This is a genomic window from Amycolatopsis sp. NPDC114503 (assembly GCF_055633655.1).
In genome coordinates this window covers 74,619-86,851 of sequence record NZ_JBVKDT010000004.1, presented here as the reverse complement: position 1 = coordinate 86,851, position 12,233 = coordinate 74,619, and the positions used below count along the sequence as shown (strand labels likewise).

The window sequence follows — 12,233 nt, the reverse complement described above, 5'->3', positions numbered from 1 at the left end:
GTCAGCCGGTGATCCGGGGCGAGAGGCCGATGTACTCGCGGAAGCGGACGGTCAGGTGCTGCCGGGTCCAGCCGATCTCGGCGGCCACCCAATGGCGCGCGCTGAAAGCGATGGTGCTGAACCGAGACCGCGACTGGTGCCCTCGCACGCAAAGGCGGAAATTCTCCCCGAAGCCGGGCATCGCCTCTACCTCCGGCCCGAAGACCGGCAGCGGATCCTCGACGTCATCAGCGATCACCGCGTTCCGGGCGACGGTCCAGCCGCCCGGAACGCAGTCGCTCAGGTGAAGCGGGGAACCTCCTTCGCCGGTGCGGAAACCCGCACGTCGTCGTCGAACAGATCGCTCTGCCGGATCGCCAGTGTGCAGACCACGCTCACCGCGGTCGTCGCCGCGAGGTAGATCAGGATGCCGGTCGTGCCGGTCTTCCCGGCGAGGTAGGCCAGAATCAGCGGGGTCAGCCCCGAAGCCACGACGCCGGAGAGCTGGTACACGACCGAAATCCCCGTGCACCGCCGCGAAATCGGGAACAGTTCGGCATAGAACGCCGCCTGCGGGCCGTACATCACCGGGTAGCTGATGCCCAGCACCGCGACCAAAGAGAGCGTGATCAGCACGGGATTTCCGCTGTGCAGTGCCGCCAGTGCGGGGATCGCCAGCACCAGCGTCGTGACGGCTCCGGTCGTGAAGGTCCGCCGGCGGCCGAAGCGGTCGGACACTCTGCCGAACACCGGGATGAACACCACCATCACCGCGGCCGCGATCATCACGCCGACCAGCAGCGGCTGCCGGTCCAGTTTCAGGGTTCCGCTGCCGTAGGAGATCACGAAGACCGCCCAGGCGTTGAAGGCCACGCCCTCGGTGAACCGGCTGCCCATGCCGAGCAGCAAATGCCGCCGGGAGAGCCGGTCGCGGACCAGTTCGACGGCCGGGACGGTGGCGGTGCCCTCCTCGGCCGCCATGGTGCGGAAGGCCGGGGTTTCCATGACTTTGACCCGGATCAGCAGGCCTGCCAGCACCAGCACGGCGGAAAGCAGGAAGCCGATCCGCCAGCCCCACGAGAGGAACGCCGCGTCGCTGGTGATCGCGTTGAGCAGGGCCAGCACGCCGGTGCCGAGGGTGAGCCCGATGGCCAGCCCGATCTGCGGGAAACTGCCGTAGAGACCGCGTTTCCCGGGCGGGGCGTATTCGGTGGCCATCAGCACCGCGCCGCCCCATTCTCCGCCGACGGCCACGCCTTGGGCCAGGCGGAGGACGACGAGGATGATCGGCGCGGCCGGTCCGATCATCTGGTAATCGGGCAGCAGGCCGATGAGGCAGGTCGCGGTGCCCATGATGAGCATGGTCGCGACGAGGATTTTCTTGCGCCCGATCCGGTCGCCGAGGTGGCCGAAGATGAAGCCGCCGACCGGACGGGCGAGGAAGCCGAGTGCGAAGGTCGCGAAGGCCAGCACGGTGCCGACCAGGGGATCGGAGCCGGGGAAATACAGTTTGTTGAAGACGAGTCCCGCGGCGGTGCCGTACAGGAAGAAGTCGTACCACTCGACGGTCGTGCCGAACACGCTGGACGCGACCACCAGGCGGACGTCGGTTTCGCCGGTGCGCGGAGGAGTTGTCGCCATTGATAACTCCCGGTGGTCAGAGCGAGCGGCGGAAGATGTCTTCGAGCGCGGTCCGGGTGACCGGACGGGGCACGACAGCCAGCTGACGGGTCTGCTTGAGCGTGCCGTCGACGAGGGTGTCGATGTCCTCGTCGCCGTAACCGAACGCGTGCAGTCCCTTCGGCATCTGGATGTCGGCCATCAGCTCGGCGAGTACGTGCGGGAGAGCGTCGGCGCCGTCCGTCGTGGTGAACGTCTGCCCGCCGGACAGCAGGTGCGCGGCGTGCAGATGGCGTTCCGGCGACGCGGGATACGTCCAGCGGAACACCTCGGCGGCGGTCGCGGACACGGCCTGGCCGTGCGGGACCATCGGCATTTCCGGGTAGCCCGCGGCGCGGTACTGCTTCACCGCCCCGGCGATCGGGTACGCGTTGGCGTGCGGAAGGTGGGTGCCCGCGTTGCCGAAACCGGTTCCGGCGTAGGTGGACGCCAGCGCCATCTGGGTGCGCGCGGTCAGGTCGCGTCCATTGAGGACAGCGGCGCGCAAATGCTTGCCCACCAACGTCAACGCCATCTCGCACCAGACGTCGCTGATCGGGTTGGAGCCGCAGAAAGCCGGTCGCTTCATCGGGTCTTCCGGCGCGGGCTTCGCGTCGAACGCGACGCTGGTGTAGCTCTCCAGCGCGTGCGACAGGACGTCCATGCCGCTCGCCGCGGTCACCTCGGACGGCAGGCTGATCGTCGTGCGCGGGTCGACGACCGCCAGCGACGGGCGCAGCGACGGATGGCTCACCCCGGCCTTGAGGTGCAGGCCGAGGAGGTCGACGACGCAGATCGTGGTCGATTCGGAGCCGGTGCCGGCGGTGGTCGGCACGGCGATCAGCGGCTTCAGCGGCAGCCACGGAGCCTTGCCCGCGCCGATGGGCGGCGTCACGAAGTCGAGCAGTTCGCCGGGGTGCGCGGTCAGCAGGTTGACGGCCTTGGCGGTGTCGATCGCCGAGCCGCCGCCGATCGCGACGAAACAGTCCCATTCCTGCTGGCGGGCGTAGGCGACGGCCTCGTCGATGCTGGCGTCGGTCGGTTCGACGCCGACGCCGTCGAAGATCTCGCTCTTCACGCCTGCCGCGCGGATCGAGTCGAGCGCCCGGTCCGGGATGCCGGTGCCGCGGACGCCGGGGTCGGTGAGGATCAGGCACGACTTGGCCTGCCGGGCGGCCACCTCCGCGCCCAGCTCGTCGAGCGCGCCGGCACCGAACTTCAGCGGGGGCGCTGCCCAGGTGAACACGCTTTCGTTGCGGGGCATGTCGGTCAAGGAGACCACTCCTCACGTCGATATTGACAACATGTGGAAGCTATATCCACTATGTGGCGAGCCTTCACGGTAGCCCGAGGACCGCGGCGCTGTGAACCCCCGATTTCCCAGGAGACGCCCATGCCGGCCCGAGCCCGTCCGCATTCGGCACTGCAGGAAGCCCTCGCGCGGGCGGTGTCCGGCGAAGTCGCCGGCGACCCGGCCACGCTCGCCACCCACTCCGCCGACGCGTCGAACTACCGGCACATCCCGCTGCTCGTTGTGCGGCCGCGCAGTGCCGAAGACGTGGTCGCGGCGCTGAAGGTGTGCGCGGAGCACGGCGCGCCGGTCCTCCCGCGCGGCGCGGCGACCAGCATCGGCGGGCAGGCCGCGAACCGCGCGGTGATCCTGGACTTCACCCGGCATCTCAACCGCGTGCTGGACATCGACGCCGCTTCCCGCACCGCGCGCGTCGAACCCGGGCTGGTGCTCGACCGGCTGCGCGAACGGGCCGCCGAGCACGGGCTCACCTTCGGCCCGGACCCGTCGACGCACAGCCGGTGCACGATCGGCGGCATGATCGGCAACAATGCCTGCGGTTCGCATTCCGTGGCGTGGGGCAAGACCGTCGACAACGTCCGCGCGCTGGAAATCGCCCTCCCCGACGGGACCCGTCTCGAGGTCGGCCCCACCTCTCCGGCCGAGCTGGAGGAATTCTGCGCCCGCGGGGATTCGGCCGGCGCGCTGTACCGCGGCCTGCGAGACCTGCGCGACGAATACCTGGCCGACATCCGCCTCGGCTACCCGAAGCTGCCCCGGCGGGTCTCCGGATACAACCTCGAATACCTGTTGCCGGAGAACGGTTTCGACGTCGCCAAGGCATTGGTCGGTTCCGAGGGGACCTGTGCGACCATGCTGAGCGCGGTCGTCGACCTGGCTCCGATCCCGGCCACGCGCGCCCTCGCCGTGCTGGGCTTCGAGAACAGCATCGCCGCCGCCGACGCGGTCCCTGCGCTGCTCGACCTTCCGGTGCTCACGATGGAAGGCATCGAGGCCGGTCTCGTCGCCGCGTTGGATGCTCGCAAACCCGGCGACCGCAGCACCCTGCCGGACGGAACGGCGTGGCTGTACCTGGAAACTGGCGGCGACGACGCGGCGGAGGCGGCGGCGGTCGCCCACCAGGTCGCGGCCCGCGCCCCGCAGGTCGGCGCTACTGCTTTGGTGGTGGAAGATCCTGTCGCCCAACGGAAACTCTGGCGTATCCGCGAGGAAGGCGCCGGCCTCGCGACCCGGCTGGCCGACGGATCCGAGGCCTGGTCGGGTTGGGAAGACTCGGCGGTCCCGCCGGACCGGCTCGGCGCGTACCTGCGCGAATTCGAGCTGTTGCTGGACAAGCACGGCCGCAAAGGCGTGGTCTACGGCCACTTCGGCGACGGCTGCCTCCACGTGCGGATCGATTTCCCGATGGCCGCGCCGGAAGCGAAGGAAGCCTACCGGTCGTTCATGGTCGAGGCCGCGGAACTGGTCGTGTCCCACGGCGGCTCGCTGTCCGGCGAACACGGCGACGGCCAAGCCCGAGCCGAACTCTTGCCGCTGATGTTCCCGCCGCGGCTAATGCAGGCTTTCGCCGACTTCAAAGCAGCCTTCGACCCCGCCAACGGCATGAACCCCGGCCGGATCGTCGACCCCGCGCCGCTGGACGCTGACTTGCGCACGGTCATCGCCCCGCCCGTCCTGCCGACCCGCGCCCGCCTCGCCCTGCACGCCGACGGCGGCGACCTGGCCGCGGCGTCGCGTCGATGCGTGGGCGTGGGCAAATGCGTGTCGGCGTCCGGCGGGATGATGTGCCCGAGCTACCGCGCCACCGGTCAGGAGGAACACTCGACCCGCGGCCGGGCGCGCCTGCTGTTCGAAATGCTCGCCGGAGACGTCATCGAGGACGGCTGGCGTTCCCCCGAGGTCCGCGACGCGCTGGACCTCTGCCTCGGCTGCAAAGCGTGCAAATCCGATTGCCCGGTCGGCGTCGACATGGCCTCCTACCGGACGGAATTCCTCAGCCGCCACTACGAACGCCGGATGCGCCCGATGTCGCACTACACGATGGGCGCGCTGCCGCGATGGCTCCGGCTGGGCGCGCCTTTCGCACGCGCGATCAACGCCGTGTCGCGGGGACCGCTGCGACCGGCTCTGAACCGACTGGGCGGAATCGCCGCCGAACGCGAATTGCCGCAGCTCGCTTCGCCGACCTTCGCCTCGTGGTTCCGCCGCCGGGAACGGGTGGCGTCGTCGTCGAAGGTCGTCCTGTGGCCGGACACCTTCACGAACTTCTTCGACCCCCGGGTCGGCCGGGACGCGGTCGCCGTGCTGGAAGCGCTGGGGCACGAGGTGGTCATCCCGGAGCGGACTGTCTGTTGTGGACTGACCTGGCACAGCACCGGCCAGCTGGGCGCAGCGCGCCGGGTCCTCCGGCGGTCGCTGGATGCGCTCGACCCGTGGCTGCGGGAGGGGATTCCGGTGATCGGCCTGGAGCCCAGTTGCACCGCGACCCTGCGGGAGGACGGGGCTGAGCTGTTGCCGGAGGATTCGCGGACTGCCTTGCTGAAGCGCAGTGTGCGGACGTTCGCCGAGCATCTGGGGGAGAGGGAGCTTCCTGCGTTGAAGAAGTCCTCGGCGCCTGTGCTTACCCAGGTTCACTGTCACCAGCACGCGGACCTTGGCTATGACGCCGACTCGGCATTGCTCGGGCGGTTGTCGTCGCAGACACAGGTGTTGCGCGAGGGTTGTTGCGGTTTGGCGGGGAACTTCGGGTTTCAGCGGGGGCACTACGACGTTTCTGTTGCTGTCGCGGAGCATCAGCTGATGCCTGCGTTGCGCGCGGCGTCGGAGGACACGGTGGTGCATGCGGACGGTTTCAGCTGCCGGACGCAGATTCGGCAGTTGTCTGACCGCGAGCCCGCGCATCTTGCTTCGTTGACTGCGCGTGCGTTGGGGGTCGATGGGGAGTGATCCGGGCGAGCCGGTGTCCGTCGAGGAGCCCTGTAGTGCGCTGCGGCCTCGTCGGCCCGGCCGCCCGTGCGTCGGAGGTCAGTACCGAGTGAGCCGGTCCGGAGGCAGGAACGGCGCGATCTCCTTCGCCGCCTCGATCGCGAGCGCACCCAGTTCCGAAACCCGATCCTCCGGCAACCGCACCGTAGGCACCTGGATCACCACCGCGGCCCGCGCGAGCCCGCGTTCGTCCAGGACCCCCGCACCCACGCACCGCACCCCGGCGACGTTCTCCTCGTTGTCGATGCTGTACCCGCGATCGCGCGTCTCGGTCAGCTCCAGCGCGAGGGCGTCCCGGGTGGCGAGCGTGTGCGACGTCAGCGCGGGCAGCTTCTCCGGCAGGCTCGCGAGATAGGACTCCGCGTCGAGGGAATTCGCGAGCATCGCCTTGCCGGAAGCCGTGGCGTACAACGGAAACCGTGCGCCGGGATGTTGTTCGAACCGCAGCGGGAGCGTCGACTGCGCGCGCAGCAGCACCACCGACTCGGCGCCCTCGCGGATCGTGATGTTGACCGACTCGCCGGTGTCCGCGTTGATCCGCTGGATGACCGGCAACGCCAGCTGGAGCCCGTGCACGCGCTGGGCGGCCTGGCCGAGCAGGATCGCGCCGGGGCCGAGGTGGTAGCTGTCGGTGCGGGGGTTGTGCGCGACGAGCCCGTCGGAGCTCAGTGCGCGCACGACCCGGTGCGTCGTGCCCGGCGTGAGGTCCAGCTTGCGGGCGATCGCGGAGAGCGTCAGTTCCCCGTCCTCGTCCATGAGGAGCCGCAGGATGCCGAGCGCTCGGCGGATCGCCTGGGTTCCGGCTGGTGGCTGTGCTCCGGTCTGGTTCACCTGGGTTCCGTGTTCTCGCGCTGACGGGTCAGGCCAGATTAACGCCTCCCGGGCCCGGCGCGGCGCACCCGGCCCGGGCCCGCGCGCCAGCCTGGTCCCCGGAGCGCCCGTATCATCGGCGATCGTACGGTCCGCTAACGATGGGCAGGGGAAACGATGTCAGGTCCGTTAGTGCCCGGTGGGATCGGGGAGCACACCAGCTGTCTCCTGGTCAAGCTCGGCCAGGTCGTGTTCCGGCTCGCCGAGGACCGGCTGCACGGCCTGGGCCTGCGGGTCCGCCACTACAGCGTCCTGCAGGCGCTGGCCGACAACGGGCCGATGTCGCAGCTGTCGCTGGGCGCGTACCTGCGGATCGACCCGGCGACCATGGTCAGCAGCCTGGACGACCTGGAGTCGCTCGGGCTCGCCGCGCGCGCCCGGGATCCCGAGGACCGGCGGCGTTACGTCGTCGACCTCAGCGACGCGGGGCGGGAGACGCTGCGCAAGGCGAACACGCTGCTGGCCGATCTCGACCAGCACGTGCTCAGCGACCTTCCGCAGCGTTCCCACGATTCCCTGCACAAGCTGCTCGCCAAGATGAACGAGGGCGCCGTGTTGCCGGGGGAGTTCGACCGGATGCGGGATCAGGCCGGGTCGACGAAGATGTCCAGCGCCGGCTCGCCCTCGCCGCGCTGATAGCCGGACAGATCCGTGACACCCTCGGCGGCGAGCACCTCGTCGTCGATGAAGAGGTTCCCGGTGCACTCGCGCGACGGCCGGGTGAGGATCGCGTACGCGGCGTCGGCCACGATTGACGGCGTACGCGCTTGGCTCTCGCCGCCGATGATGTTGCGCACCGCCGCGGTGTCGATCAGCGTGCGCGGCCACAGCGAATTCGCCGCGATTCCGTCTGCTTTCAGCTCCTCGGCGAGGCCGAGCGTGCAGAGGCTCATGCCGTATTTGGAGAGCGTGTAGCCCAGGTGCGCGCCGATCCACGCGGGGGCGAGGTTCAGCGGCGGCGACAGCGTCAGGATGTGCGCGTTCGCGGCCTTGCGCAGCTGCGGGATGGCCGCCTTGCTGAGCAAGAACGTGCCTCGGGTGTTGATGTCCTGCATGAGGTCGTAGCGCTTCATCGAGAGCTCTTCGGTGCCGGACCGGTCGAGCGCGCTCGCGTTGTTCACGACGATGTCGATGCCGCCGAACTGCTCCGCCGCCGCTTCGGCCGCGGAGAGGACGTCGTCCTCGGACCGCACGTCGCCGACGATCGGCAGCGCCTGCCCGCCGGCCGTCTCGATCTCCTTCGCGGCGGTGTAGACGGTGCCTTCGAGCTTCGGATGCGGTTCGGCGGTCTTCGCGAGCAGGACGACGTTCGCCCCGTCCCGCGCCGCGCGGGTCGCGATGGCCAGGCCGATGCCGCGGCTGCCGCCGGACATCAGGACGGTCTTTCCGGCGAGAGTCATGGCCGGGGTCCTTTCGGGTGGGCGAACGGGGTCAGCAGGCGTCGTGAGCGCAACATACCATTAGTGGTGCGTATGATTTAAGGGGCAAATCCTCACGTCAGGACATCGGCCGCAGCTAAACCGGCCGCAACAGTCGGAGCACGGCCCTCTCGATGCGCTCCCGCAGTTCCTCTTCCGCGACCTCCTTCGTCGCGGCGAAGACCGTTGCGTGCCAGGTGCGCGGGTCCTTCGCCGTGAACTCCTCGCCGACGAGTTCTGCGCAGCTCCACCCGGATGCCGCGTACGTCGCGTTCGTGTCGCTGACGTCGGACCCGCGCCAGCGTCACGACCACGACGGCGATCAGCGCGGCGGCGGAGAATCGCAGGCGGTCGAGGTGCCGTCGAGGCAAATCCTTCCGGATCGAGCCTCGGACGCCCGGCAGTTCCCCGGCCGGCGCGAGCACCCAGTCGCGCTTCTCCTCGTCGCGTGGGTGACGGCAGCCCGCTTCGAACCGCCTTCCGGACGACGGCAGCCGGGCCGAGGTTTGCCCGGGGCCGGACCGGTTACCCGGCTAGCTCCGCGCCGGACCCGGCGCGGGCGATTCAGGGAGGGTTCCGGTCATGACTTCCGCCGTCGCGCGGCGCACCCCGCGCAAGCTCGTCACCAGGCACGACACCCAGCTCGCGGACGCTGAGCACCGGGCGTGCGGCATCCGGCGGAGCCTCCGATGACCACCACCGCCGACCAGTCCCTGTGGCTCGCGACCGCCCGGGAGAGCAGCCGGGCATCCCTGCGCGGCAGGCAACGCGCCGAAGTCGCCGTCATCGGCGGTGGCATCGCCGGGATGACCACCGCGCTGCTGCTCGCGCGCCGAGGTGTGCGCGTGGCCGTTCTCGAAGCGGGACGCGTCGCCGAAGGGGCCAGTGGCAACAACACCGCCAAGGTCACCGCGTTGCAGTCCACTGTGTACTCGACGCTCGTCCGCAAGCACGGCGCTGCCACCGCGACGGTCTATGCCGAAGCCGCGCTCGCTGGGGTGGAACTGGTGGCGGAGCTGGCTGAATCCATCGACTGCGGGCTCCGGAGACTGTCCGCCGCGACGTTCGCGATGAACGCCGACGAAGTGGACACCGTGCGCGCGGAGTACGAAGCCGCGCAGCGGGCCGGCCTGCCGGTCGAGTGGACGACGACGCTGGATCTTCCGGTACCGGTGCACGGCGCGGTGCGGCTGCCCGGGCAAATTGCTCTCCATCCGGCCGACTACGTGCGCGGGCTCGCTGATGCCGTCGAGACCGCAGGCGGGCGCGTGCTGGAGGACAGCCGCGTGCGCAAGGTGAGTTCGTCATCGCCGTATCGCCTCACCACCGACGACGGCGTGCTCGATGCCGAGACGGTGGTCGTCGCGACGCATTACCCGATCCTCGATCGCGGGTTGTTCTTCCCCCGGCTGGAGGTACAGCGGTCGTACTGCGTGGCCGCGACGCTGCGGTCCGGCACCCCGCCGCAGGAGCTGGCGATCAGCGCCGGGAGTCCATTGTGGTCTTTCGCCTCGTACGGGGACCGGCTGATCCTCGGCGGCCAGGGCCATCCGGCGGGCGACCCGGCGGACTTCGAGCGGTACACCGGCCTGGGGGAGTTCGCGGCCCGCCACTTCGACGTCGACGAGGTCACTCACCGGTGGTCCGCGCAGGATCCGAAGGCCTACGACGGCATCCCGGTCGCCGGACCGTACTTCCTGGGCGCGCGGCGCCTGTGGATCGAAACGGGGTTCGGCAAATGGGGGCTGGCGATGGGCACCGCGGCGGCGGCCGTGGTAGCCGACGGGATCACCGGATCGTCGCATCCGCATCGGGATCTCTTTTCCCCGCAACGGATTTCGCTCAGGTCGGCCTCGAAGCTGGTGCAGCAGAACGCGAAGGTGGCGAAGGACTTCGTCGGCGACCGGCTCGCCCACGCCGACGCGACGAGCACCGACGACATCGCCGTGGACCAGGCGAAGGTGCTCCCGGACGGACGCGGCCGCAAGGGCGTCTACCGCGACCGTGAGGGCGAACTGCACGCGATTTCCCTGCGCTGCACGCATCTCGGCTGTTTCGTGCGGTTCAACGCCGCCGAGCGCAGCTGGGATTGCCCGTGCCACGGTTCGCGGTTCGACGTCGACGGCGCTGTGCTCGAAGGACCCGCCACCGCGCCGCTGCCCCGACGGACTCCGTGAGAACACACCCCGATTGCGGCGTGTAGGCCGGCTGATCGCGGGCATCCGTGCCGGACTCGCCGGGTATTCCGCCCGGCTCGAATCCCCGGGGAAGGACCCTGATGTTCCGACACACCAAGCTGCTGCAGTTCGAGGCGAAGCCCGAGAAGCCGGATCCGGTGTACGCGCGCAAGCTCCAGGAGCTGATCGGCGGCGCGTTCGGCGAGATGACGGTGACCATGCAGTACCTGTTCCAGGGCTGGAACTGCCGCGTGGAGGGCAAGTACAAGGACCTGATCATGGACACCGCGACCGAGGAGATCGGGCACGTCGAAATGCTCGCGACGATGGTCGCGCGGCTGCTCGAAGGAGCACCGGCCACCGCGACGGCGGAAGCCGCGAAGGACCCGGTGATGGCGGCGGTGCTCGGCGGAATGGACCCGCAGCAGGCGATCGTGGCCGGCGGCGGCGCGCTGCCCGCCGACTCGAACGGCACGCCGTGGAACGGCAAGTACATCATCGCCTCCGGCAACCTCCTCGCCGACTTCCGCGCGAACGCGGCGGCCGAGGCGCAGGGCAGGCTCCAGACCGCGCGACTGTACCGGATGACCGACGACCCCGGCGTGAAGGCGATGCTGCAGTTCAACCTCGCCCGCGACACCGTGCACCAGAAGCAGTGGCTGGCCGCGATCGAAGAGCTGAAAGCCGACGGCCTGGAAAGCGACATCGCGCCGAACGCGTTGTTCGACGAGGAAAACCAGGACCACAACAACACTGTGTGGCATCTGTCGGACGGCCCGGACGGGGCGAAGGCGGGCTGGAGTTTCGGAGGGGAAGGCATCGAGTACCTCGCCGAGCCGAAGCCGCTCGGCGGTCCCGGTACTGCGCCGAAGCCGGATCCGGCGTTGTACGGGACGTATTCGCCGACGCAGGACGCCAAGGGTTCGGTGAAGGGGAAAGCGAAAGAAATGAAGAACAAAGCCAAGTGACCTGTGCCGGGGCCTCGGGGAGACCCGGGGCCCCGGCGGCGGTCAGACCCCGTATCCGCCGTCCACGTCGAGTTTCTGCCCGCTGATGAACCCGGCCCGGTCGGAGGCCAGGAAACACACTGCCTCCGCGACGTCCTGCGCGCTTCCGAAGGCGCGCAACGGGATGGCGTGCCGGGCGGCTTCGAGAGCGCGTTCGTCGAGATCGCCGCGCGCCATCAGGTCCGCTGCCATGCCGTCGGTCAGCATCCCGGGCCCGACGCAGTTGACGCGCACGCCGAACCGGCCTTCCTCGGCCGCGAGCGCACGGGCGGTGGCTTCGACCGCTCCCTTGGGCCCGGCGGAAAGACCGTCGCGGACCGGGTAACGCTTGGTCGCCGCGGTGGTGACCGCGACGATCGATCCCTTGCTGGCCCGCAGCGCGGGCAACGCGGGATGGACGAGGTTGAAGAACGCGGCGGCTTCCGCGGCGAGGTGCCTGCCGAAGTCGTCGGGGTCCACTGTGGACAGGTGCTGCTGCGGGACGAGCGGTCCGGCGGCGTGGACGAGGGTGTGGATCGCCCCGAAGCGCTCGAGCACGCTGTCGACGTACGCCTTGGTCTGCGCGGGATCGGTGAGGTCGAGGGGATCGGCGGTCGCTCCGAGTTCAGCTGCCAGACTGTCCGCTGCTTCCTGATTGCTGCGGTAGGTGAAAGCGATCGCGCAGCCGCGCTCGGCGAGAGTCCGGCAGATCGCCGTGCCCAGCCCTCCGGTGCCTCCGGTCACGACCGCGACGCCCCGCTTGCCGTGGAAATCCCTCACAAGTCCGCTTCTCCCGTCGGCCGACAACAAGCAAGCGCTTGGTGGAGCTTACGAGCTCACGCCGTGC

The 12,233-nt window shown here is 69.7% G+C and carries 10 protein-coding genes; 4 read left to right on the top strand and 6 right to left on the bottom strand.

From position 1 onward, the window contains the following. Position 1: 1 nt before the first annotated feature. From ACZ7OI_RS17575 to ACZ7OI_RS17565, 3 genes are read right to left on the bottom strand one after another with little or no spacing between them, the layout of a single operon-like run. Positions 2–238, bottom strand: coding sequence for a hypothetical protein (locus ACZ7OI_RS17575; protein WP_470265253.1), 237 nt, complete (start codon positions 236–238; stop codon positions 2–4). Between the two features lie 41 nt (positions 239–279). Beyond that, a complete protein-coding gene (locus ACZ7OI_RS17570; protein ID WP_470265252.1) occupies positions 280–1,620 on the bottom strand; it encodes an MFS transporter in 1,341 nt (446 codons plus the stop codon). A 16-nt stretch (positions 1,621–1,636) separates the two neighbouring features. Then, entirely contained in the window at positions 1,637–2,902 is a 1,266-nt protein-coding gene (locus ACZ7OI_RS17565; RefSeq protein ID WP_470265971.1) for a hydroxyacid-oxoacid transhydrogenase, read from the bottom strand. A 129-nt stretch (positions 2,903–3,031) separates the two neighbouring features. Between ACZ7OI_RS17565 and ACZ7OI_RS17560 the strand changes: the two genes are divergently transcribed. After that, positions 3,032–5,896 carry an FAD-binding and (Fe-S)-binding domain-containing protein gene (locus ACZ7OI_RS17560; protein ID WP_470265251.1) on the top strand — a complete coding sequence of 955 codons (2,865 nt, stop codon included), beginning with the start codon at positions 3,032–3,034 and terminating at the stop codon, positions 5,894–5,896. A 78-nt stretch (positions 5,897–5,974) separates the two neighbouring features. On the opposite strand, the gene ACZ7OI_RS17555 is transcribed toward ACZ7OI_RS17560, so the two are convergent. Continuing rightward, positions 5,975–6,766 carry an IclR family transcriptional regulator gene (locus tag ACZ7OI_RS17555; protein ID WP_470265250.1) on the bottom strand — a complete coding sequence of 264 codons (792 nt, stop codon included), beginning with the start codon at positions 6,764–6,766 and terminating at the stop codon, positions 5,975–5,977. A 156-nt stretch (positions 6,767–6,922) separates the two neighbouring features. Here ACZ7OI_RS17555 and ACZ7OI_RS17550 point away from each other — a divergent pair, with 156 nt between their 5' ends. Next, a complete protein-coding gene (locus tag ACZ7OI_RS17550; protein ID WP_470265249.1) occupies positions 6,923–7,441 on the top strand; it encodes a MarR family winged helix-turn-helix transcriptional regulator in 519 nt (172 codons plus the stop codon). Here ACZ7OI_RS17550 and ACZ7OI_RS17545 read toward each other — a convergent pair. Next, on the bottom strand, positions 7,390–8,205 hold the full coding sequence (locus tag ACZ7OI_RS17545; RefSeq protein WP_470265248.1) for an SDR family oxidoreductase: 816 nt from the start codon (positions 8,203–8,205) through the stop codon (positions 7,390–7,392). The genes ACZ7OI_RS17550 and ACZ7OI_RS17545 overlap by 52 nt on opposite strands. Before the next feature lie 707 nt (positions 8,206–8,912). Here ACZ7OI_RS17545 and ACZ7OI_RS17540 point away from each other — a divergent pair. After that, positions 8,913–10,400, top strand: a complete 1,488-nt coding sequence (locus ACZ7OI_RS17540) for an FAD-dependent oxidoreductase (RefSeq protein WP_470265247.1) — start codon at positions 8,913–8,915, stop codon at positions 10,398–10,400. 101 nt (positions 10,401–10,501) lie between these two features. Then, a complete protein-coding gene (locus ACZ7OI_RS17535; protein WP_470265246.1) occupies positions 10,502–11,368 on the top strand; it encodes a manganese catalase in 867 nt (288 codons plus the stop codon). A 42-nt stretch (positions 11,369–11,410) separates the two neighbouring features. On the opposite strand, the gene ACZ7OI_RS17530 is transcribed toward ACZ7OI_RS17535, so the two are convergent. Continuing rightward, positions 11,411–12,166, bottom strand: a complete 756-nt coding sequence (locus ACZ7OI_RS17530) for an SDR family NAD(P)-dependent oxidoreductase (protein WP_470265245.1) — start codon at positions 12,164–12,166, stop codon at positions 11,411–11,413. Positions 12,167–12,233: the final 67 nt, after the last annotated feature.

Coding starts and splice junctions, on each gene's coding strand:
- ACZ7OI_RS17535 (WP_470265246.1), top strand. CDS start 10,502: ATGTTCCGACACACCAAGCTGCTGCAGTTCGAGGCGAAGCCCGAGAAG.
- ACZ7OI_RS17560 (WP_470265251.1), top strand. CDS start 3,032: ATGCCGGCCCGAGCCCGTCCGCATTCGGCACTGCAGGAAGCCCTCGCG.
- ACZ7OI_RS17545 (WP_470265248.1), bottom strand. CDS start 8,205: ATGACTCTCGCCGGAAAGACCGTCCTGATGTCCGGCGGCAGCCGCGGC.
- ACZ7OI_RS17550 (WP_470265249.1), top strand. CDS start 6,923: ATGTCAGGTCCGTTAGTGCCCGGTGGGATCGGGGAGCACACCAGCTGT.
- ACZ7OI_RS17540 (WP_470265247.1), top strand. CDS start 8,913: ATGACCACCACCGCCGACCAGTCCCTGTGGCTCGCGACCGCCCGGGAG.
- ACZ7OI_RS17565 (WP_470265971.1), bottom strand. CDS start 2,902: ATGCCCCGCAACGAAAGCGTGTTCACCTGGGCAGCGCCCCCGCTGAAG.
- ACZ7OI_RS17570 (WP_470265252.1), bottom strand. CDS start 1,620: ATGGCGACAACTCCTCCGCGCACCGGCGAAACCGACGTCCGCCTGGTG.